The sequence below is a fragment of the Maridesulfovibrio bastinii DSM 16055 genome (genome assembly GCF_000429985.1).
In the GTDB taxonomy this organism is placed as follows: domain Bacteria; phylum Desulfobacterota; class Desulfovibrionia; order Desulfovibrionales; family Desulfovibrionaceae; genus Maridesulfovibrio; species Maridesulfovibrio bastinii.
This window is the reverse complement of sequence record NZ_KE387014.1, coordinates 348,662-371,324: the sequence shown is the minus strand read 5'-3', so window position 1 is coordinate 371,324 and position 22,663 is coordinate 348,662. Positions and strand designations below refer to the sequence as shown.

Below are 22,663 nucleotides of genomic sequence, written 5' to 3'. Positions count from 1 at the left end.
ATGCTGAATTTGTGTTGTTATGTTTACCGAATAACTGTTTACGAAAAGAAATCCAGCGTCAATAGTCGCTAGGGTATTAATAAAAAAATCCTCCATGAAATTTTTCATGGAGGATTTTTTTCGTCTTTGCCGGTAATATTCCGGTTGATAGACCGGATTAGCAAATTTAGGAGCTAACCAAGCTGTAATAATTGCTAAATTAGCATGCAGTGAAAGCTGTTTTATCGTCAATAATTACAGATTGAACTCTCCCTGACTATAAAAAACCGAATTCTTCGGCTGCGTTGTAGCTGCTTCTTACTAGCGGAGCGCAGAACATGTGCGCTATGCCTTTTGATTTTCCATACTCGGCGTATTCATCGAAAACATGCGGCTCTACATAGCGTTTTACAGCCGGGTGGGCTTTGCTGGGGCGCATATACTGACCGATTGTTACCATATCGCAATTGATTTCAGCGAGGTCATCAATCACTTTTCTGACCATATCGTCATCTTCGCCAAGCCCGACCATTAATCCTGATTTAGAAGGAATCCCTGAACCAGATTTTTTTACCCTTTCCAACAGTTCAAGGCTTTGCCTGTAGTCGGCCTGAGGACGGATTGAATCATAAAGATCAGGAGAGGTTTCAACATTATGGTTTATGATATCGGGGTGGGCGTCAATAACCATTTCCAGAGCGGCCTGATTACCCTGAAAATCAGGAATCAACACTTCAATGGAGCATTTGGGGTGCTCGGCACGGATTGTTTTTATTGTCCGGGCATAATGCTCTGCACCACCGTCAGCCAGATCGTCACGGGTGACTGATGTGATGACAACATGCCTCAGGTCCAGCCGTGAAACAGCTTCTGAAACTCTATTGGGTTCATCCGCATCAAGGCTCGAAACCTGTCCGGGAGTGATGTTGCAGAAAGCGCAATTGCGTGTGCAGACATGGCCCATAATAAGAAATGTTGCCACCTTGCGGGAAAAGCATTCCCATGTATTAGGGCATTTGGCACTCTGGCAGACAGTGTTCAGATTCAGATCACCAAGCATTTTAGCGGTATCCCTGAATGCGGGACCGCTGGGAAGTTTAACCCTGAGCCACTGTGGTATTCTCAAATATTCTTCTGAATTCTTGTTTGAAGACATTTTTTACTTCCAATATATCTATATCCCTGCCTGCTTCCAGAGAAAGCGAAGTAGGGTGCGCTCCTTTCAGACCGCAGAGGTTGATTGCGTTGAAAAGTGACATATCTCTTGAGATGTTGAATGACAAGCCGTGATAGGTCACCCATTTCCGCACACCTATTCCTATGGAACACAGCTTGCCTTTTTCTGTCCAGACTCCCGGACGTCCCTCGGATCTCCCGGCTTCAACCCCGAAAGTTTTTGCAGTTCTAATGGCTGTTTCTTCCATATCGGAAAAGAATTTTTTAATTCCGCCGCGTCTTTTTTCAATGTGCATGACCGGGTAGACAACAAGCTGCCCCGGATAATGGCAGGTAATGTTCCCGCCACGTCTGGTCTTAACAACTTTGATTCCCTGCTTTTCAAGCTGATCTTCAGAAAGAATCAGATTTTCCAGTCCGCCTTGCCTGCCAAGAGTTATTACCGGAGGATGCTCAAGAAGATACAAAGCCTCACTTCCTTTCCCTTCGAGAATGGCATTAAGGCGTTGCAGCTGGATTTCTTCAGCTTCGTGGTGGTCTATCAGACCGAGATCAATAATTTCCATTGCGGATTAACCTTTTTTCTTTCCGCCTCTGTTGCGGGAGTCGCGCCTACCGCCGCGTAAAGCTTCATTGCGTGAGGTTGACCAACCGCTGTTATCATTGTCGTTGTCTGTATTCTTTCTGCGGTTTTTATTGTCAGCTCTTCTGTTGTCTTTTTCCGGAGCACTGTCTTTTACGCGTCTTTCAGGTTTTGCAGATCTTTCAGCATGAGTTTTAGTGCTGGAAGGTTTCTTGTGATATGGCTTTTTATGTTCATTGAAGGATGACTTCACCGGAATATCAATAATTAAAGCCCCGGACTTTTCATCCCTTTCATTTGTTTCAGGCTCAGGCATTGAAAGAAGTCCTCCGGGGAAGAGGTTTCTGGCTTCACCTTTGGCCACCAGAAGTGTGAGTCCTTTTTCTGAACATGCGTATTGTCCGTAACCGCCGGTTTCAACTTTGAATGATTCCGAAACAGCACGGACAGCAAAAGCGTTTTCATCTTTGGCCGGAATTTCTTCATGCGGCTGGGCTGCATAAAGAAAAGTCAGGCTCACGTTGTCTTTTTCAAGTCCGCAACGGGCGGAAAGTTCTTGAAGCCACTGTGGTGCATGGGTGGTGTTGAAGTTGAAATGGCACCATGGAGTTCCGTGTTCTCCGGGCATGGGACACTCTCCGCTGTGGGGACAGGGTGCAAGAATAGACCATCCGTTCTGCAGAAATTCGTTACGCATAACAGAGATAGCTCTCCCGCAATGTCTTACTCCAGGTTCGATGAGAAGCAGACGTCCGTTCTTGGCCAGCATTTTTCCCAGCTGGTGACAGAATTTTTCTGCCCAGAGACCAAGAGGGGTGCGAAGTCCCATGATGATTTCATTCACCATGTTCGCACTGACCAGAAGGTCAGCTTTTTCCCTTAATTTCGTGGTGATTCCGCCTTTGACATTAACTATTTTCCAAGGTGATTTGCCAGCCAGCTCATTAAATATGGCCTGCCCCTGCTTCATAACTTTCGGGGTGCGGTCCACATTGATTATAGTCAGCTTTTTACCGCGCAGATCCGGGCGGGATATCCATAGGGCCTGTGCAAAAGTGAGTGGTCCTGCTCCAAGATCAACAATAATACTGTCATCATGCAGTTTTATTTCAAGTGAAGCCAGCAGGCGTGTCAGGCGGTAAAGATTCCACGGCAGAAAATAGCGCAGATACGCATTGAGGCTGCGGGGATCACCCATGTAGTCGTTGGTCAGGTCCGCTCTGTCTCCGGTAAGCATACGGGATAGATCACGGATGCTGTAATGGAGTTCGTCCAGATGTCTGGTGCGCATGGGAGCGGCTTTACCGAGAATTTTTTTATACGATTCAAGCATGTCGACAGTCTGCTGTGAAGCAAGCGGGAACAGTGCTGATACTTTAATAGACATATTTAAAAATCATCCTTTCAAGAAATTTTAGTCCGAATGTTTCTCCGCCGGCAAGATTGATGACGGAGGTCATAGTCGGTAGTGATTCCACGTAATCGCGGGCTTTTGGGCTCACGGCAAGAATTTTAGACCCTTCCAGCGATGTATTGCCTACAGCTTTGGTTAATCCTGCTGTTTCACTTGGAAGAAAGCCTGTGGTTATCAGATCGTTTACATTTACATATTGCCCCATAGCCCCAGCCAGAAAAATTGATTTCAGGGATGACGGAGCAAGTTCCGCACTATTTAAAAGGGTACTAGCTGCAAGATTGAAGGCTGCTTTAACTTTCAATATTTCTTCAATATCCGCGGCTGTCAGCATCATGTCTTTTCCCAGAACCAGAGTGGGAGAACCATTTAAGGACATGATATTTCTGGAAAGCTTAGAAGCCAGCGGTGTTTTTCCTTCTGCAAAACTTCCTTTAAAATCAAGTACCCCGGATTTCATCAGCACCGCACAAAGCGAGAGGTATCCTGTCCCTGTTATGCCGGCTTCTTTCTCTTCCTGCGGAGGTTCGGCAAAATGCGGCATCAGTCCGGAAGGGCTGATACTGAAAGAGGATATTGCACCGGGACCAGCGGTCATTCCGCAACTAAGGCCTAATCCTTCAAGAGCCGGTCCCATGGGGACCGAAGTTGCCAGAAATTTATTTTCATCCATACATAGAACGAATTCACCATTAGTTCCCAGATCAGCAAGAAGGTATGGAGGTTCAGGCTTTTCAGATCGGAATTCAAGGTAGGCCATTCCAGCGGTTATATCAGCCCCCACAAAAGGAGCAAGATGCGTGGGCATATAAGCCGGAGGGAGTTGCTCGTCAAGGACAACAGTGTTTCCACCTTTATCGGGCAGGGCATAAGGAGCTTTACTCAAACCTTCCAGATTTTCTTCAGTCAGTATGCAGGCCATGGTCGGGTTACCTGAAATGACCATTTCATCAACTGTTGAACCGGTGTCGGATATGATTTCCCTGATCCTGTCTTTTACCAGCTTTGCCAGAATAGCTTTGTTCTCAGCTTTGGCTGCAAAAGCAAGACGCGACATAACTTCACTGCCGAGTCCTGTCTGCGGGTTCAGTTCTTTGCCGCTGGAAAGGACTTCTCCATTTTCAAGAATTGCCCAGCAGAGGCTTGTTGTTCCAAGGTCTATTGCCAGTTTTACAGCTGAATCAGATTTTTTCCGAATGGTTATTTGCTGCGGTGGAACAGTTTTTTTGGGCTTCGGAATAAAAATTTCTGCTGCCGAGGCTTCATGCAGGCAGGAGAATCTCCAGCCCTGTTCCTGCTCTTCAGGTGAAAGCTTCAGTCGTTCTTCTTTTTGGGTGTGCGGTGCGTTTGTGTCAAACCTGACTTTGCATAATCCGCATCTGCCCATTCCAGAACACAAAGGAACATTTTTGAATGCTCCATTTAAAAAGAGCAGTCTGGCAAGGTTGGTTGAACTATCCGGCTTAAGTTCCAACCGGGTGCCGTCATGGGCTTTGACTATGATTTTATCTGTCATATTCGTTTGAGAACGGTTTAAAGCGGTTGGTTATAAAATTAGTATTGCAGCCGGTTTACTCTATCAGATTTCTTCAAGCTCTTTGAATGCCCGTCTCAGGTTGCTCATCCAACGGTCAGCAAATATATTGAATTCGCCTATGCCTTTAACAACAGGCATGACTTTAATACCATAGGAGCTGACAATATTCTTCCATGATTCTTCATCTTCACCAGCCATATCACTTTGAACATGGTTTCCTGCTCCGAAAAGGAACGGCAGCAGAAAAGCTTCTTTAACTCCGGAATTTTGAATTTTCAGACAGATATCATGTATATCCTGCGGAGTATTGATTTTTCCCATGTAGGTATTGTGCCCTCTGCTTTCCAGGATTTCCTGAAACTGTCCGTAAATTTCTCCGGAATGCTTGGAACCATGTGCAACAAGTATGAGAGCCTCTTTGCGTTCGTCACGTTCAGGAGGCATACCGGTAATCATGTCCGCAACTTCCCGCATGGCCTGTTCATCATAAAGGAGTGGTTTGCCATATACAGCCTTAATGGGTGAATCCTGGTCTTTCTCCATTTTTTTGAGCATACGGGTAATGGTATTGAATTCGACTCCGGGAATGACATGCAGAGACTGAATTACCACATGGGTGACACCCTGTTCCATAAATGCGTCAAGTTTCTGCTGGATGGAAAGGTCGCAGTCGCCGTCTATTTCACACAATTTTTTGCGTACATAGTGTGACGTATAGGCAGTATCAATAATAACATCCGGGAATTCCCGCTCTGCCTTTTTTAAAATATTATCTATTGCGTTTTTGGAAGCACTGCGTCTGGAACCGTGGGCTGCAAATAAAATGGCTTTTTTCATGTATAATTTCCGTTATCGTTAATTTGAACTGCGCACCTTAACAGAGTCGGTTAATCTAGCAAAGCCTTTTAACTCTGCGTTATCCGGTAGATTCTTATCAGCATGGTTACTCCTGCGACTCTTCCATTGAATTGATGAGTGTTTCAATATCAATTACAAGTGCGTCTTTTTCTCCCATCATGCCGTAGCCTAAAATAGGCAGATGATAGATACTGTTTACAGGCAGGGTAAATCCTGTAACTACAGCTTTCTGCTGACGTAAAACATCATCCACCAGAATTGCGGCTCCTGAATTTCCTGTTTTTACCAGAATTGCCTTGGTGATGCTCCCTGCCGGCGGAGCAGGAAAGTCGAAGACTTTATGCATTCTTATGAGCGGATAAATTTTCCCGCGTATGGACACTGTTTCGCGCCCGTCCGGAAGATCTGTAAATTCTTTTAAGCAGGGTTCATAAACTTCCATAACGTCACGGCTGGGAATTATGAATGTTTCAGTGCCTACCGTGGTTATGAGGGAGTCAACAATTCCTTCATTTACTGACTTGCTGAGTGGAATGCAGATTGTGAAAGATGATCCCTGTCCGAGTTTGCTGTCAATTTTGATTTCACCGTCAAGGGTATTGTGAACGGCTGTCAGCACTGCGTCCATGCCGACCCCGCGACCGGAAATATCGGTTACTGACGAAGCGGTTGAAAATCCTGATTTGAGGATAAAACCGTATATTTCATTTTGGGTATATTCTTTTTCAGGGTCGGCTATGCCCCGTTCCAGAGCCTTCTGCATAAGCTTGTCAGCATCAAGCCCTTTACCGTCATCCTTAACTTCTATGTAAGCGTAGTCGCCTTTGCGCCATGCTGAGAGGGTTACGTTTCCTGTTTCATCCTTACCGCTCATAGCACGGTCTTCCGGGGATTCAACTCCGTGGTCCAGCGCATTTCTCAAAAGATGGACCAACGGTTCGTTAAGACATTCAACTATGGTTTTATCCAGAGCAAGGTCGTCACCAATTACTGTGAATTTTATTTTTTTCTTAACTTTCTGGGAAGTGCTCTGCACCAGACGGTGCATGGGCATGAAAATTTGTTTTAGGGGCACAAGCCTTATCTGATCAACTTCCGATTGTAATTTACGGATTATTTTGTCCAGTTCACTAAGCGTCGTTGTTGTTTTGCTTGTTGTTTCTGTTTCTGCCTGAGCTATTACCGCATAGGTGACCATCAGTTTTCCCACAAGCTCAATAAGGGAATCAAGCTGCTGGGTGGAAACCCGGATTGAGGATATAGCCTGAGAATTTTTCTTTTGCGGTTCAGGTGCTTTCACCTGTGTTTCAGGAGTGGAAATAGTTTTTTCAGCCTGTTCGGGCCGGCTTTCTTCAGCATCTTCAATTTTATCTTCAACTTCAATTTCGGAGGGTATTTCTTCTTCCGGTACAATTTCACGTTCTGCCGCTGTGTCCACTGTTGCGCTGCCTTTATCAAGGATGCCCGCAAGGCTGAACAGAAATTTTTTATGGGCCTCAGAAATGGCTATAAGTGATGAGACCAGTTCCTCGGTGATAGGGGTTATCCCGTCACTGAGCATGTCCATCAGTGCCACTATCTGTGCAGAATTAACTCTTACTTTATGAAGTCCCAGAGATTGCAATACTGAATCAACATTGCCGCCTCCGCTTTCAAGGGAGAGTATTTCTTCCTGAATCTGATCAATTCCTGCTGAAATACTTTCTTTCATTCCTGGTTGTCCTTTTTGCTGCATACCGAAAGAAATTCAGAATCATCCCTGAGTGGTAAAATAAATTTATTGAACCCCCACGAATATAGAACTTCTTTGCAGATGTTACCCATTGAAGACGCGTAAATATTTCTACCGGCGGAAAAACCGGCAATATCTTCAAACGCGGCTGAACCGATGCTGGCTGTTTTTGAAAAATCCAGTAAAATCGGTTGCCCCTCGGTTGTTTCATTTAAGGCCGCGCAAAGAGCATCCCTTTGCGTCTGAAGATGAAGCCTGTGCATACCTACTCTTATTATGGAAGCATTTCCAAGATTTTCCACACTGATATCTGTTTCACCTGAAAAGCCTGTGGAATCTTTGGAAGCAAGGGAGTTTTCCAGCCTGCCGACAATATCTTCAGCCTGAGCTTTATCATAAGAGCCACTGTTACGCAGGCTCTCGATTATATAAAATATTCCGTTAACCGCTTCGATGGCCAGAGCAATATTCTCGATTTCAGGACCGACTTCACCTGACTGCATTTTCTTTAGAAAACTTTCCACATGGTGGGTGAAATCAGATGCCGGCTCAAAGCCGCTCATAAATCCGGTAACACCTTTTATGGTATGCAGAGGGCGTGAAAGAATTTCGAATCCTTCGGAAATTTTCTGTTCGTCAAGAAGGTCAAGCCCTTCAAGCACCTGAGGGTAGTATTTATCATTAACTTCGGAAAAAAATTCTTCCACAAGGGAATCATCATCACTCATAATTGTTGCTCCGCTATTTCACAGTATTACTTTGAAAGCAGACCTACTTTTTCAAGCTCTTCATATAATTTACTCTTTTCAACAGGCTTGACTATATAAGCAGAGGCCTCCGCATCATGAAAAGATCTGATAACTGTTTTAGGATCACTTAAAGCTGTAGTCATGATGACGACTGACTTTTTTTCTATTTTTTTGTCTGCTTCGAGTTCACGGATTTTTTCAAGCGCTGTTAATCCGTCCATTTCAGGCATCATGATGTCCATCAGGACAAGGTCGTAAGGTCTTTGTTCTTCAATGGAAAGCTCATAAGCTTCAAGAGCTTCCCTACCGTTAACGACTATATCCGTATCAAATAGCGGGTCCAGAAAATTGGATAACAGCTTTCTACCCAGAAATTCGTCTTCTGCTATTAAAGCGCGCATCCACCCCTCCGAAAAAAAGATATTAGTTCTAACATAGCTGCATTGTCATAATTATTGAAGTTATTGTCAACATAAGATGACCTTTTGTCTAACTTGCATTACTGCGTTTAGTCATATACCAGATTCGCATGAAAAGAGAGAGAACCACCAGAAGAGAAGAGAGAATAAGGCATGTTCTGGCGCGGCGTCAAAATGATCTGTCGCTTATTATAGATAATGTGTGGGACCCACACAATGTCGCAGCTATTTTAAGGAGCTGCGATGCCTTCGGTGTATCTGATATCCACCTGTATTACACCGAGAACGTATGGCCGGAACTTACTTCGAGAAGTGCCGCATCGGCCCAGAAATGGGTTGACCGTACCGTGCACGAAGACCCTGCTGAAATGATCAGTTCACTTAAATCCAAGGGTTATCAGATTGTGCGGACTGGTTTTTCCGAAAAAGCACTTCCGCTCATGGATTACGATTTCAGCAAACCTTCGGCAATAGTTTTGAGTAATGAGCACAACGGAACTTCACCGGAGCTTCTTCCACTTGTTGAAAATGAATTATACATCCCGATGCAGGGCATGATTCAGAGTTTCAACGTCTCCGTTGCCGCCGCAATTATTTTATATCATGCTTTTACGCAACGGTATTCAGCCGGTAAATATGACCGCCCATCATGGCCGCCGGATGAAATGGAAGCCAAGGTTGAAGACTGGCTTTGCCGCTAGACTTTGCTGATGGATTGTTGTTGCAGCAGGCTTTTACTTACTCAATTTCTTCAAGCTTGCGATGCATATCCTGCCAGAGTTCGCTGACATCACGGTTTGCCATAAAATTTAATTCATCACGGCCGAAGAGTCCTTCCAGTTTGATTTTATTGCCGAAAATTTGAGCCATACTTTTTGTGGTTGCTGCTTTAGCGAGACTGGAATGCTGGATGTGCCTCACGGCCAGCTGGCCTGCGTAGATATGTTTTTTACCTGCCAGATAAGCTCTCATGTCACGTTCAAGATCATCAAACTGTGTCGGATTGAAACGTACGTCAAAATTACCGCAGCTATTGATGGCATCAAGGGCAAGCATGTGGCAGCATCCTGAGATATGCATGGCCGGTCTGCAATAAGTGAACTGGCCGTAATCAAAAGCCGAGCGGCAGTTGTCGTGTACCATTATATACTCTGAAAGACCGTTTATCTGCGAAGCCCCGTCTCCCGGAGCAAACAGGTGATAGTCTGCTGACTGCATGGTTATCGGATCGGTTGCGGATGTAATTCTGCTTCCCACAGCTCCGGCCTGCGGATATTTCTGTGCTGTTGCAAGCAGCTGCTCAAGCCAGTTTTCAGGAAGAATTACATCATCATCAAGAAAAACAGCCCATTTATTCCGGCGGACCTCCGGGATGGAAAGCAGCCAGTTTCTAGCCGCCGGTGCGCCGACGTTAACCGGAAGATGGGTAACATTAAAGCTGTTGTCCGGGAATAACGCGGAAGCTTTTTCCATTATTTTTCCGGTACCGTCACTGGAGCCGTTATTAAGCGTGAATATTTTGGCTGCTCCGATTCTTGTGCCGCTTAGATTTTTAAGGGTCTGCTCAATTAGTTTTTCATTATTCCAGGAGTAGAGCAGTATGCTGACCTCAGCTGAATTTTCAAGCGCATTCACGGTGCTGACCGGATGCATAAGCGTATGCAGCTTTAAAGCCCAGTTTATCTGGTAAGGCATGATTTTCCACAGTTCGGTCAGAATTTCTGAAGCTCTTCCGGTTTCTCCTATCCGTGAGAGCAGTTCAGCTTTTATATAATTTTTCCATAGCGGCCATATTTCGTCTGAAAGTTTATTTGTTTCAGCCATGGCCAAGTCCGGTTCATCGTATAAAAAGGAATATTCGGCTCCAAGTCTCTGCCTAAGCTCAGATGTTCCTTCAGGCCAGTTAGTCATATCAAGAGCCGAATTTATCAAATCTCTGTTGCCGATTCTTAAAAGGCCGTCCCACACTTCTCCCAGCCAGAATAATGACTGCGGACCTCTGAGCAGCGGCATAAGATGCTTTATGACCAGAGCAGCGTCACCACTTTCAAGAAGGCTTTTAATCTCCTCAACGGGTAGTTCCGCTGTTTGCTGATTGCTGAACTGTTTTAGAATGCTCAGGAGGTTTTTTATTCCGGCAGATAGTTGCCATGCGTTGTTTTCGAAAAAGTTTACAGTGGAAATATTTAGAGGAAACTGCTGCCAGTCCCAGAAAGCAAGGCCCGCCGCGGCATTATTTAATGAAGGTATTTCTTTTGACAGAGAGTATGCGACATTCCAGAAACCTTTGCGAAGATTCTGTTCTTCTGTCCCGAAAATCCACAATGGGATTTTATCCTGCAAAATTTTATAAATGGAAGAATCTGTCTTATATGGAAAGTCTTTATTTATCCGTTCGGAATATATCATTTAATCTCCATGAAAATCTAAATGGAATATGCAGGGTAACTTACGTCATTTTCAAAGAATGTAAAAGGTTCTGGACAATATGTTGAAAACTGGTATTTGTTGTCACTCATATGTTCTGAGCAGATTTTAGAGGTGGTCAAATGAATTTTGAAGAGGCTTTGCCTATTATCAGTACGGGAGGGGTAATAATTTATCCCACAGAGACACTTTATGCCCTTGGCGCAGAAGCTATGGACGAAGGTGCCGCAAAAAGAATCATGATCATTAAAGGTCGCCCCATATCCAAACCTCTTCCATTAATTATTGGTAAAATGGATCAACTTGATCAGGTTACTGATAACGTTACCCCGGAAATTTTAAGACTTGCCAGACAGTTCTGGCCCGGACCGCTTTCAATAATCGTTAAAGCCAAATCAGAGCTTCCGCTTCAAGTTAAAGATGCTGAGGGATTTACCTCAGTGCGCTGGACAAGCCATCCGAGTGCTGAAGAACTCTGCCTTAAAAGCCGTTCCCCGTTGATAGCCACAAGCGCGAATAAAAGTGGAGAATCTCCTGCTGCGGTTCCAGCTGAAGTTACTGCTGAGCTGGCTGCGCTGGTTGACGGAGTAGTAGATTGCGAACCTTATCCTCATGGCGGTGATCCTTCTACCGTTGTTAAGGCTTTACCCGGTGGAAAGGTTGTAATTCTGCGCTATGGCGTTGTCACCAAGGCTGATCTGGTACAGGCCGGATTCACTGTTGTGAATTAAGATTTCAGTTAAAAAATTTTAACTGAGAATAAAGCAATTAAGGCGTTAAGCTGATCCGGGTATAAATTTTTTTACTATTTATTTTTCATTTCTATCTGAGAATATCAAGGTATTAACTAGTTTTATCAAGTGGTTATCTCTATATACCGTCCGTGCTGAAATGTTGGCACAGCAGTTGCTATATTAAAATTACCTTCATTCTTTTGCTAGAACCAAAAATTTTACAGCCCCTTTCCGAAGTTCGGAAAGGGGTTTTGGTTTTTTGTAGAGCTTAAAATGGTAAGTACGCTTTGTCAGGCCATGATTTGCTGACTTTAATTGTGATTGACGGAGCTGGGGATTAAAGGGGTCTATGTTTAATTAGTTGTCATTCTAAGCAGGTTCACAGACTGGTACAATAAATTAAACCTGATATGGCCGTATGTGGGGAAGCATAATTGTTTCGTACAAAAAATTATACGGTTCAAAAATTTGTATGGAATTGAATTTAAATAAATAATATAAATAAAACAAATGTTTATAAGTTAATAGAGGCCACCCCTAAACTTGGCACAGCAGTTGCTATATCAGAATTACCTTCATTCTTTTGCTAGAACCAAAAATTTTACAGCCCCTTTCCGAAGTTCGGAAAGGGGTTTTGGTTTTTTAAAGGGCTTAAAATGGTAAATACGCTTTGTCAGGCCATGATTTGCTGACCTTAATTGTGATTGACGGAGCTGGGGATTAAAGGGGGCTATGTTTAATTAGTTGTCATTCTAAGCAGGTTCACAGACTGGTACAATAAATTAAACCTGATATGGCCTTATCTGGGGGAGCATGATTGTTTCGTACAAAAAATTATACGGTTCAAAAATTTGTTTGGAATTGGATTTTAGATAATAATATAAATAAAACAAATAGTTATAAGTTAATAGAAGCCCTTTCTAAACTTGGCACAGCAGTTGCTATATTAAAATTACCTTCATTCTTTTGCTAAAGCTCAAATTTCTTAAAGCCCTCGTCACCTGACGGGGGCTTTTCCTTTACTCAGGCTTTTGGCCAAAAAAATCATGGCCTGATCTTATAGTCTCAGCTCTGAATAAATCCGGATTAAGATGGTATAAAAATTTATACTCTCAGAATTTGTCTACTGCTTCATTTTAAAATTAAGAATGCCGTTTATGTCAAAAGTAGCCTCTGTGATCATTTTATCAAATTTAAGTTTTATTTTTAAATTTAATTTTTTTTAGATAACTGTTTGAATAATTGGATGGTTCTCTGGTACAAAATATTTGAATAGAAAATATTCAAACAATTTATAAAAATTTTGTTGTAATTAATTAAAGCTGTTATTTGTTAATACAGTTCAGGTGTTTAAATTTCATAATTTCTTGTCAGTAATTTTGTTATAGGCTAATAATATATACATGTTACCTGTAATTACTATTCATGTTAAATATGCATTAATATTCAGAAGGTGTTTATACTATGGTTAAAACAAAACCATGCCCTAATTGCGGGGCAGACGTGACTGTTTACCGTAATCCTGTTCCCACTGTTGATATAATAATTTTTGATCCTGTGCTTGGCGTTGTTCTTATTGCACGTAAAAATCCTCCATTCGGATGGGCTTTGCCGGGAGGGTTTGTTGATTATGGTGAAACTGTTGAACATGCTGCCGTGCGCGAAGCTGAAGAAGAAACAGGGCTCGAAGTTGTTCTGACTGGGTTGCTTGGTGTTTATTCAAACCCAGAAAGGGATCCGCGTCAGCACACAATGAGTGTTGTTTTTTCCGCGATGGCAAAGGATCTGACAATCATTGCCGCCGGTGACGATGCCGGAGAAGCAAAGTTTTTCACTTTGGATTCATTGCCGGAGCTGGCCTTTGATCATGGTGAAATATTAGCAGACTTTGCATCCGGGATGAACAGGATGAATACCTTATCTAAAATCTCCGCATATTGAATGAACCATCCACGGAGGAGACTCTAGCTGTGCATGAAGTACTGTTTGTTACATCAGAGATATATCCTTTCTCCAAAACGGGCGGTCTTGGCGATGTTATGGGAGCACTGCCGCTAAGCCTGTTTAATAAAGGTATTAAAACCGCTGTAATAACTCCTTTTTACGGTAGAATGAATCTTGACGGCAATAAGGTCAGACTTGTGTACTCAGACCTGCATGTCGGATATCCGTGGCAGCCGATAACAGCTGAAATTTATCAGGTGGATTATCATGGTATGCCGGTTTATTTCGTTGGAAGAGGGGAGTATTTTGACAGGCGGTACTATTACAATACCCACAATGGCGACTATTTTGATAATTGCGAAAGATTTATATTTTTCTGCCGTGCCGTAATGAAATGGGCAAGGCTCCTCCCGGGGGCTCCGCAGGTTATTCATGCTCACGACTGGCAATCCTCACTTGTTCCGGCATACCTACATTTTGAGCGACAGCAGGATTCTTTCTGGAAAAACACTAAATCCGTTTCAACAATTCATAATTTAGCTTTTCAGGGACGTTTTTCAGGACGTTTTTTTAAAGATTCAGGCCTGCCCGCTGCTGCGTGGAATATGGATGGAGCAGAATATTATGGTGATTTCAATATGTTGAAAACGGGGATCGCTTATAGTGATGCTGTTACAACCGTCAGTCCCACGTATGCTGAAGAAATACTTGGGCCTGAGTTCGGATGCGGTCTTGAAGGTATTTTATCCAAGCACAGTGAAAAGCTGGTGGGTATACTTAACGGAGCGGATTATAAAGTATGGGACCCGGGTGATGATAAATTTCTTCCATGCTGCTATTCCAGTGAAAAATTAAACGGTAAAAAGGAATGCAAAGAGACTGTATTAAGCGAGTTCCACCTTTCTCCTGAACTTCAGGATAAGCCCCTGCTGGGCTTTATAGGACGTATCCGTGATCAGAAGGGCGTGGATATGCTGATTGATATCATCCCGGAGCTTATGAAAAAAGATGTAGGACTCATAGTACTCGGGGAGGGCAATTTAAGTTATGAGGCCAGACTTCTGGAAATGATGGAATCCTACCCCGGCAGGCTGAGTGTCCAGATAGGGTATACTGAGGAAATGGCGCATATTATTCAGGCCGGATGTGATATTTTTCTAATGCCCTCACGCTATGAACCCTGCGGACTTACACAGATTTATGCTTTGCGCTATGGAACTCCTCCAGTTGCTACCGCAGTCGGCGGACTTTGTGATACTATAACGCCTTATCCTTCCCCTGAAGCTACCGGGTTTACTTTCCAGAAAGCTGACAGCAGATTGTTTTTTAAAGCTATAGAAAGAGCTTTGAGTGTATGGCAGGATAAGGATAGCTGGCGTAAACTGGTTCAGAGGGCCATGCGGAAAGAATTCTCATGGGATCGTTCTGCTGACGAGTACATCACAATGTATCGAAATATAGGTGCGAGATTATGAAAAAAAAGTATGAAGTCTGCCTTGAGCTTGTTGGAGACCTTGCGGACAAGCTGAATATTGATATAAGCGGACTCAGTCTTGCCGAGGCTGTAAAAGTCATACAAAATCATGAATCTGAAAGTTCCTCGAACATGGGTAGTGTTTTCTGTGATCATAATGAATGTTTGTTCTACGAAGACTGTCTGAAAATTTCCATCAATGAACAGGATAAATAAAATGCCGGAAACAATACCTGTATATATAGCACCTTTTGATCTTTATCTTTTTGGAAGCGGTAAGCATTGGGATTTATATAAAATACTGGGAGCACATCCTGATGTAGAGGATGGAGTTGAAGGATACCGTTTTGCCGTGTGGGCTCCTAATGCAAAAGATATCAGCGTGGTAGGAGATTTTAACGGGTGGGATAGTTCAGCTAATCCCCTCTATTGCGTGGGCAGTTCAGGCATAAGAGCCGGATTTATACCCGGTGTTACTCAGGGTCAGCACTATAAATATGATGTTACCCAGTATGACGGCACCAGAGTTGTAAAAACAGATCCTTATGCGATTAAAACTGAAATGAGGCCCGGCACGGCTTCTGTCACATGGTCGCTGGATAATTATGAATGGAACGATACGGACTGGATGGAGGAGCGCAAAGCAAAAGGTCTTCCTATGAAAGAAGCCCTTTCCTGCTATGAGGTTCATCTTGGCTCATGGAGCAGGTCCGGCTGGGATTATCTTAATTATCGTGATCTTGCGGAAAAGCTTGTTCCGTATGTGAAAGATCTTGGTTTCACCCATATTGAAATGTTGCCGATAGCCGAGCATCCGCTTGATGAATCATGGGGATACCAGACAACACACTATTTTGCTCCAACATCAAGACATGGAACTCCTGACGATTTCAGATATTTTATAGACTACTGCCATAAAGAGGGCATCGGGGTGATTCTTGACTGGGTTCCCGGACATTTTCCGAAAGATTCATGGGGATTAGGTCGTTTTGATGGTACAGCTCTGTATGAACATGCAGACCCCCGCAAAGGTGAGCATCCTGACTGGGGAACATATATTTTTAATTTCGGCAGGCATGAAGTTCGAAATTTTCTGCTTTCAAATGCTTTATACTGGCTCAAAGAGTTTCACATTGATGGAATTCGTATCGATGCTGTGGCCTCCATGCTTTACCTTGATTATTCACGCCGCGAAGGACAGTGGATTCCAAATGAGCACGGCGGCAATGAAAACCTTGAAGCAATTGAACTGATCAAAGAACTCAATACTGTTGTCCATGAACATTTTCCCGGAGCTATAATGGTTGCTGAAGAATCAACCTCATGGCCCGGAGTTTCACGCCCTGTTTACACAGGAGGCCTTGGTTTTACTTTCAAATGGAATATGGGCTGGATGAATGATACCCTTGATTATATGGAGAAAGAACCTGTTCATAGAAAGTATCACCAGAATAGCCTTACTTTTTCTATGATTTACGCCTTCAGTGAAAATTTTTTCCTGCCGCTGTCCCATGATGAAGTTGTGCATGGAAAAGGAGCTCTGCTGTCAAAAATGCCCGGTGATATGTGGCAGCAGATGGCTAACCTCAGATTGCTTTATTCTTATCAGTGGGCTCATCCGGGGAAAAAACTTCTTTTCATGGGGGGCGAGTTCGGTCAGTGGAATGAGTGGGACTGCCGCCGTGAACTGGACTGGATGTTGAAAAGGTTTCCTTCTCATAACGGCATCAGCAACACAGTTAGAGATTTAAATAAGATATTAAAAGAAAACCCGGCAATGCATGAAGAGGATGTTGACTGGTCCGGTTTTGAATGGGTCAACTTTAATGACTATTCTTCTTCTGTGATAAGCTTTTTGCGCAAGGCGGAAGGAAGCAGTCCTGTTTTATGGGTTTTCAATTTTACTCCTGTTGTGCGCGAAGGATATTGTCTGGGCTGTCCATTGCCCGGAGAATGGGAGGAAATATTTAATTCTGACGCCAGTGTATACGGCGGCTCTAATGTTGGTAACAATGGTGGAGTTGTAGCTGAAAAAGCAGGTGATATCGGTGCTTTTCCCTATTATCTGACCATGACCCTCCCACCGCTCGGGGCAATAGCTTTTAGACCTGCGGAGTAGCTTTCAGACCTGCGGAGTAGATCCGCAGGTCGTTATTTCTGCCCGCAGCTTTGCCTGTTGCCACCAATAAGGTCGGCCAGAATTTTTGATTTCTCAATTTCGTCTTCGACTTCCAATAGATATATGCTGTTCCAGCAGTTCTCCTTGAGGCATTCAATGTCTTGCGGGACTGCTACAGCCGTACGCAGATTTTTACTGCTGCCGATGGATAGAACCGTTACAGAAAATCCGGCGGCATGTCCGCGCGGCTGTGTGTATGACAGTATATAAATTCCGCCTGATTCAGGCAGTTCACTGTTTTTAGAAAAAATTTGGAATGTGTATTGTTCCCCTGACTCGCCTTCAAATATCCAGTCTTTTTTATTAAACATGCTAAGTTAAAAAATTTTATAGTTTCAGGCTAAATAAAATCTGCCAGATTATGGTGTATCATTATTATCTCGGAGTCTTCAAGCACGGTCATTTTGTGGTCCTGCAAGGCCTTGAAGCGCAGAGCCTCACCTGAAGTCAGTTCATATTCCTCACTGCCTACAGTAATTTTCAGTTTTCCCCTGATTAAATAAAATATTTCACGGGTGTGTTCATGGAATTTTGGATCGGACTTAATTTCTAGATTACTGCCTGCGTTAAAATGAAATATTTCCAGATCGCTAAACGAAAGGTGCCGTCCGGTAACCGGACCTCTCTCCATTTGTTGGGGGCTTATTTTCTGGCACTGTGATTTTTCGGCCATTTTTATCAATTCACTTGCTGACAGATTAAAGTATTGGGCAAGGGCTTCAATCGTGCTCATTGTCGGATTTCCGCTTATGCTCTCCACCTTCAGAACTGTTGCTCTGGTAAGTCCGGTGGCTTTTGCCACATCTTCAGAAGATACTCCCTTTTTGACCCGCATGGTTTTTAGAATGGAAAAATCAAGGTTGCTCATACGTTCTCTTTTTGATTATTTTAGTTTACAGTTGTAAAATAAAAAATACAATAATTCCTAAAAAGGTAATTCAAATTTTCTTAAAAACAATCTGTGAGGATTGAGTTCATGCAAAGATCAGATTTCACGGCACTCATAATTATATGTTTATTGACCATGTCGGCTGTAGCCACTGTTTTCATGAATCAGGCCATATTCCTTGAACTGGCTTCTTTTTTTCATACAAGTACAGCTTCTGCCAGATTTTCGTTCAGTATGGTCTCCCTGAGCTATTCTGTAACATTTCTGTTTGCAGGGCCGTGTATGGACAATTGCAATTTGCCTAAAGTCTCTGTCTGGAGTTCTTTTTGTCTAGCTGCTGTCCTGCTGGCAGCTTCATTTACCGGAAGCTATCAGGGCTTTGTCTCATGCATGATACCCATCGGCGTTTTTGCAGCTCTGGTTCCTGCTTCGATGTTTCCTTATATCGCAACTATAGCTCCAGATCGTAAGAAAGGTCTATATGTTGGAGCCATAGTAGCCTCAAGCACTATGGGCGTTATTTTCGGAAGAGTGCTTTCAGGCATAGTTACCGCTATTGCCGGCTGGAGTATGGCATACATTACAACTTCACTGCTTGTGCTGACTCTGTCTTTATGTATGGCATTTCTCGTTCCGTCGTTTAGGGGGTCGATAATTAAAAATAAGATACCTGTATTAAAAATGTATAAGAATTTATTTCTATTGCTGTCAGGAAAAAGGACTATTGCCCTGTTACTGCTTGGAGCTTCATTGTTTTTTGGCTTTATAGGGATTGTAACTTTTTTGAGCTACAGATTGAACAATGCTCCATTTAACTTCAGCTCCGGCCAGATAGGATGGATCAGTTTTACAGGGATCACCTCCCTTATTGCTCCGGTTTCAGGTCAATTAGCCGCAAAATTTAATATTGATAAAATTATTTTTTATGGATTGGCAGCAGCTTTGGCCGCTTGCTTTATTGTCTGGAAGGCCATTAGCATTCCTTTAATTTCAATCGGATTATTACTGCTGTTTCTTTCAGTTTATACCTGCCAGCCACTGATTTTTATGAAAGTCGGTGACAATGTACCTGCAGAATCTTTAGGGAGTGCTTCATCACTTTATATTTTTTTCTGCATAGGTGGAGGAAGCCTCGCCTCTATATTCCTTGGTCCTGTCTGGATCGCATTCGGATGGACCGGCATAATAATAGCCTGCTCATCGTCTATAGCCGTAGGGCTCGCTTTATTGATCGGCAGCAGAATTGATTTTAGATAAAAAAATAAATGTGTTCTTACTTATATGAGTATGTTCAACCAGTCAGGATTAAAAATAAAAAGAAGATCTTTCGGTCTATGTCGAAATTATAGCTATAAACGGGGTAGACTCCGTAATGATCGGGTATTAATCTTTTCTTACAGATCAATCTATACAGTTTGCACAAATGGAATTTTATATGAAAAAAATATGTATTACTCTAGGCGACCCTAATGGTCTGGGCCCTGAACTTTGCAATAGAATTTTTTCCGAAAGGAAGGCTGAGAGACCTTTCCTTTTTTTAGGCCCTGAACAGGCTTTGGAATATCACCTTGATAAATTTGCCAATGGTAAAAAATATTGGACCAGAATTAATGAGCTGGAAGATTTTCGTGATGCGGCTCCGGGGTATTATTTATATTGCCCGCCTGTAATTGATAATCCTGTTTTAAAGATAGGTGAACCTGATATTGAAGGCGGCCGCTGTGCCGGGGAATCTCTTAAAACCGCTGTGGAGGTTTTAAAGTCGGGACTTGCTGATGCTCTGGTAACCTGCCCGCTTAACAAAGCCATGCTGCAACTGGCAGGGTTTGATTTTCCGGGTCACACTGAATTTCTGGCCCAAAATCTTGGTGTGGGACGTGAAAATGTCTGCATGCATCTTGGTGGGCCAAAGCTCAAAGTAAGCCTTGTAACAACCCATCCTTCTATTGCAGAGCTTCCCTCCCTGATAACAGAAGAAAGAATTCTGCTCTGCCTGAAACTGACAGCTGAACTTGTTAAAAGTTTCGGACTAAGCAAACCGATAGCCGTGTGCGGTCTTAATCCGCATGCCGGTGAATCAGGCCGAATTGGGCAAGAGGAAATAGAGATTATAGAACCCGCGCTTGAAAAAGCCAGATCAATGGGTCTTGATGTAGAAGGGCCGTTTCCGGCAGATACTCTTTTCTATTTTGCTGCTCAGGGCAAATATTCCGCTGTTCTGGCCATGTACCATGATCAGGGACTCGGGCCGTTGAAACTTTTCCATTTCAATGAGGCGATAAACATTACCCTTGGTCTGCCTTATCCACGAACTTCTCCCGACCATGGGACAGGTTATGATATCACCGGTCAGGGATCGGCTTCGCTTGAGAGTATGGTCAATGCTCTGGAGAGCGCCATCATTATGGCTGAAAACAAAAAATAGTTTTCCTTATTTATTACGGCTCCATTTTTAATTCAAATGGGGCCGTAATTTGTTCTGGAAGAATATCCGGTTAGCATGTACTAGCCTCTATTTTGTGTTGACGGTAATTTTTGTTATTTTTATATGGTTGGCTGCATTTTTTTGAGCATTTTTTAGCAAGAGGTTGTTCTCCATTGAAAATCATTGAAGCTGATGTCCTGATTATAGGGTCCGGAATTTCAGGGCTTCGGGCCGCATGCGCAGCTCTTGAGACTGATGCGAATCTTAAAGTTGCTGTTGCCGCTATCGGTTCAGGGCCTGGAGGTGCGTCATTTACGAATGTAAATGATTCATTAGGGATTCAGGTTCCTTTGTCTGATGAGGACAAAGCCGGGTATCTGGCTGATGCCTTCGCACTGGCTCAAAATTCTGATTTCAATCTTGATCTGGCCAGAATCATGGCTGATGAAGCTGTTGACAGTTACGAGTTCTTGAAGAATCTCGGAGTGAAATTTAGAGAAGACAGCAATGGTCCTTTGAGGTTCAAAGGATGTTTCAGCAAAGAGAAACGAGCTTTTGTTTTTGATGACCTGAAATTTTTTTATAAATTATTTGCAGATAAATTTATTTCGCTAGGCGGCAAATTTTTAGAAGGTCTAACAGCTCTTTCGTTTGTTGTTGATGAGGGCCGGACTCATGGAGCTGTCTTTGAAAACGATTTCGGCGATAGAGTAGCGGTTAAATCCGCTTCCGTTATTGCTGCCATGGGAGGTCCTGCGGGACTGTGGAAATATAATCTCAGCGGGTCTAATCAAAGTGCGTTTTCGTATGGCATGCTGCATAGGGCCGGGGTGGAAATTAAAAATGCCGCATTTGTCCAGTTTCTATGGTGTGATTTTGAAAGCGGTAAATTTGTTCCACCGGCTGATTTTTTTCAGCCTGATACGGATTTGGTTTATCTTGCTGAAAAATATTATTTCAAGGATCTTGTCGGCCGCTTTAAAGGTTCTGAAAATTTCTACATGCAGCGCAATACCCATTGTCCGGCTTCATGGCTTCAGGACGACCGGGTGCTTGATCAGGCTCTGGCTGCTTCTGCTGAGGAAAACGGTTCAACTCTGATCAGGCCGGCAGGAAAGGACTGGATGAATATCATCCCTATGGCCCAGTCTGGAAATGGCGGGGCCATGATAGATGAACACGGCAGGACAGATATTCAGGGACTCTATTGCTGTGGAGAATGTGCTACAGGCATGCACGGAGCCAACCGGATAGGCGGAGGTATGATTCTGTCTTCGCTTGTCTTTGGGAGAAGAGCCGGGGAACATGCTGCGGAAAATGTTGGCAATAAAATTTCAAAAGATGATTTCAGAGAATTATGTGCAGATGAACTATTCAGCAGCGGACACAGTTCTTTAGATATTTCTGCTGAAATTCAGAGCAAGGCAACCATATTGCTCGGTGAATCCGGTTACACTCTTCTTGAAAGTCTGAAAAAAAGGCTGGATGAAGGTTTTGCCGGGAATCTGGATATAACAGCTTACCTGATAATTCGTCACATGGCTGATTTGGAAGAGCAGATGAAAAAATCCGCTGCTTCCGATATTGTGTCCGCTATGTAATCGGCCTTACCGGTGCATTTGCTTTCTTCTTTTGCACCTTTCCCGGTGCGCACAAGTATGGAAGCTGCACCTGATTTAATGCCGCATTCAATGTCACAGATTTTATCGCCTATAATCAGGCTGTCTTTGATGTTAAATCCGAAATCTCTGATTGCGGCCTCCACCATACCTGTTTCAGGTTTGCGACAGTTGCAGTTCTGTTCAGGAGCATGGGGGCAGAAATAAATTTTAGCAATAGATATACCGTGTTCTGCAAGGAGTTCTGTCATCCTGTTGTTAACAGCATGCATATCCTTTTCCTGATAGTAGCCTCTGCCTATTCCTGACTGATTTGTCAGAATAATCAAACCGTATCCTGATTTTTGAAATTTTTTCAGTCCATCAACAACGCCGGGCAGCAGTTCAACTCCTGCGGGGTCACACAGGTAATGCTTGTCGATAATTATGGTTCCGTCGCGGTCTAGCAGAACATATTTTTTCATGTGGAATCCGTGCATAAAAAAAGGCCGGGCTTTGAGTTTATTCAAAGCTCGGCCTTATTTG

21 protein-coding genes are annotated in these 22,663 nt (G+C 43.4%); 9 read left to right on the top strand and 12 right to left on the bottom strand.

Features of this window, described 5'->3' with window-relative positions; genetic code table 11:
• Window positions 1–256: 256 nt before the first annotated feature.
• The 8 genes from lipA to G496_RS0116050 all read right to left on the bottom strand — a co-directional run bounded on the left by lipA (window position 257) and on the right by G496_RS0116050 (window position 8,429).
• Window positions 257–1,135 (bottom strand): lipoyl synthase, encoded by an 879-nt coding sequence (gene lipA, locus G496_RS0116085; RefSeq protein ID WP_027180170.1) that lies wholly within the window; start codon window positions 1,133–1,135, stop codon window positions 257–259.
• Entirely contained in the window at window positions 1,077–1,721 is a 645-nt protein-coding gene (gene lipB / locus G496_RS0116080) for a lipoyl(octanoyl) transferase LipB (RefSeq protein ID WP_027180183.1), read from the bottom strand. Before lipB ends, lipA begins: the two co-directional genes overlap by 59 nt.
• Before the next feature lie 6 nt (window positions 1,722–1,727).
• Entirely contained in the window at window positions 1,728–3,125 is a 1,398-nt protein-coding gene (locus tag G496_RS20125) for a small ribosomal subunit Rsm22 family protein (protein ID WP_051295102.1), read from the bottom strand.
• Window positions 3,115–4,668 carry an ASKHA domain-containing protein gene (locus G496_RS0116070; protein WP_027180169.1) on the bottom strand — a complete coding sequence of 518 codons (1,554 nt, stop codon included), beginning with the start codon at window positions 4,666–4,668 and terminating at the stop codon, window positions 3,115–3,117. The genes G496_RS20125 and G496_RS0116070 overlap by 11 nt, the downstream gene beginning before the upstream one ends.
• Before the next feature lie 63 nt (window positions 4,669–4,731).
• On the bottom strand, window positions 4,732–5,526 hold the full coding sequence (locus G496_RS0116065) for a sirohydrochlorin cobaltochelatase (protein ID WP_027180168.1): 795 nt from the start codon (window positions 5,524–5,526) through the stop codon (window positions 4,732–4,734).
• A 106-nt stretch (window positions 5,527–5,632) separates the two neighbouring features.
• A complete protein-coding gene (locus G496_RS0116060; protein WP_027180167.1) occupies window positions 5,633–7,258 on the bottom strand; it encodes a chemotaxis protein CheA in 1,626 nt (541 codons plus the stop codon).
• Entirely contained in the window at window positions 7,255–8,007 is a 753-nt protein-coding gene (locus tag G496_RS20120) for a histidine kinase (RefSeq protein WP_211233853.1), read from the bottom strand. Before G496_RS20120 ends, G496_RS0116060 begins: the two co-directional genes overlap by 4 nt.
• A 26-nt stretch (window positions 8,008–8,033) precedes the next feature.
• Window positions 8,034–8,429: a response regulator gene (locus G496_RS0116050; RefSeq protein WP_027180166.1), complete on the bottom strand. Its 396-nt coding sequence runs from the start codon at window positions 8,427–8,429 to the stop codon at window positions 8,034–8,036.
• Between the two features lie 128 nt (window positions 8,430–8,557).
• Between G496_RS0116050 and G496_RS0116045 the strand changes: the two genes are divergently transcribed.
• Entirely contained in the window at window positions 8,558–9,148 is a 591-nt protein-coding gene (locus G496_RS0116045) for a TrmH family RNA methyltransferase (RefSeq protein WP_027180165.1), read from the top strand.
• 37 nt (window positions 9,149–9,185) lie between these two features.
• Here the strand turns inward: G496_RS0116045 and G496_RS0116040 are convergent, their stop codons facing one another.
• Entirely contained in the window at window positions 9,186–10,856 is a 1,671-nt protein-coding gene (locus G496_RS0116040) for a glycosyltransferase (protein WP_027180164.1), read from the bottom strand.
• A gap of 140 nt (window positions 10,857–10,996) precedes the next feature.
• Here G496_RS0116040 and G496_RS0116035 point away from each other — a divergent pair, with 140 nt between their 5' ends.
• The 5 genes from G496_RS0116035 (at window position 10,997) to glgB (ending at window position 17,145) form a co-directional block, all read left to right on the top strand.
• Window positions 10,997–11,605 (top strand): L-threonylcarbamoyladenylate synthase, encoded by a 609-nt coding sequence (locus G496_RS0116035; protein WP_027180163.1) that lies wholly within the window; start codon window positions 10,997–10,999, stop codon window positions 11,603–11,605.
• Window positions 11,606–13,072: 1,467 nt separating this feature from the next.
• Complete coding sequence (locus G496_RS0116030; protein ID WP_027180162.1) at window positions 13,073–13,549, top strand: NUDIX domain-containing protein; 477 nt, start codon at window positions 13,073–13,075, stop codon at window positions 13,547–13,549.
• Between the two features lie 29 nt (window positions 13,550–13,578).
• Window positions 13,579–15,027, top strand: coding sequence for a glycogen synthase GlgA (glgA, locus tag G496_RS0116025; protein WP_027180161.1), 1,449 nt, complete (start codon window positions 13,579–13,581; stop codon window positions 15,025–15,027).
• Window positions 15,024–15,242, top strand: a complete 219-nt coding sequence (locus G496_RS0116020) for a hypothetical protein (RefSeq protein WP_027180160.1) — start codon at window positions 15,024–15,026, stop codon at window positions 15,240–15,242. The genes glgA and G496_RS0116020 overlap by 4 nt, the downstream gene beginning before the upstream one ends.
• A gap of 1 nt (window position 15,243) precedes the next feature.
• Window positions 15,244–17,145: a 1,4-alpha-glucan branching protein GlgB gene (glgB, locus tag G496_RS0116015; RefSeq protein WP_027180159.1), complete on the top strand. Its 1,902-nt coding sequence runs from the start codon at window positions 15,244–15,246 to the stop codon at window positions 17,143–17,145.
• A gap of 32 nt (window positions 17,146–17,177) precedes the next feature.
• Here the strand turns inward: glgB and G496_RS0116010 are convergent, their stop codons facing one another.
• Both G496_RS0116010 and G496_RS0116005 read right to left on the bottom strand, forming a co-directional pair.
• A complete protein-coding gene (locus G496_RS0116010) occupies window positions 17,178–17,516 on the bottom strand; it encodes a hypothetical protein (RefSeq protein ID WP_027180158.1) in 339 nt (112 codons plus the stop codon).
• A 29-nt stretch (window positions 17,517–17,545) separates the two neighbouring features.
• Entirely contained in the window at window positions 17,546–18,073 is a 528-nt protein-coding gene (locus tag G496_RS0116005) for a helix-turn-helix domain-containing protein (protein WP_027180157.1), read from the bottom strand.
• A gap of 108 nt (window positions 18,074–18,181) precedes the next feature.
• On the opposite strand from G496_RS0116005, the gene G496_RS0116000 reads away from it, so the two are divergent.
• The 3 genes from G496_RS0116000 (at window position 18,182) to G496_RS20115 (ending at window position 22,120) form a co-directional block, all read left to right on the top strand.
• The gene (locus tag G496_RS0116000) at window positions 18,182–19,351 is read left to right on the top strand and encodes an MFS transporter (RefSeq protein ID WP_027180156.1); all 1,170 of its coding nucleotides are present in this window, start codon (window positions 18,182–18,184) and stop codon (window positions 19,349–19,351) included.
• Between the two features lie 178 nt (window positions 19,352–19,529).
• Window positions 19,530–20,519, top strand: coding sequence for a 4-hydroxythreonine-4-phosphate dehydrogenase PdxA (pdxA, locus tag G496_RS0115995; protein WP_027180155.1), 990 nt, complete (start codon window positions 19,530–19,532; stop codon window positions 20,517–20,519).
• A gap of 173 nt (window positions 20,520–20,692) precedes the next feature.
• Window positions 20,693–22,120, top strand: coding sequence for an FAD-dependent oxidoreductase (locus G496_RS20115; protein ID WP_027180154.1), 1,428 nt, complete (start codon window positions 20,693–20,695; stop codon window positions 22,118–22,120).
• Here G496_RS20115 and gmhB read toward each other — a convergent pair.
• Window positions 22,054–22,602: a D-glycero-beta-D-manno-heptose 1,7-bisphosphate 7-phosphatase gene (gmhB, locus tag G496_RS0115985; RefSeq protein WP_027180153.1), complete on the bottom strand. Its 549-nt coding sequence runs from the start codon at window positions 22,600–22,602 to the stop codon at window positions 22,054–22,056. The two genes, G496_RS20115 and gmhB, sit on opposite strands and share 67 nt — an antisense overlap.
• Window positions 22,603–22,663 lie beyond the last annotated feature (61 nt).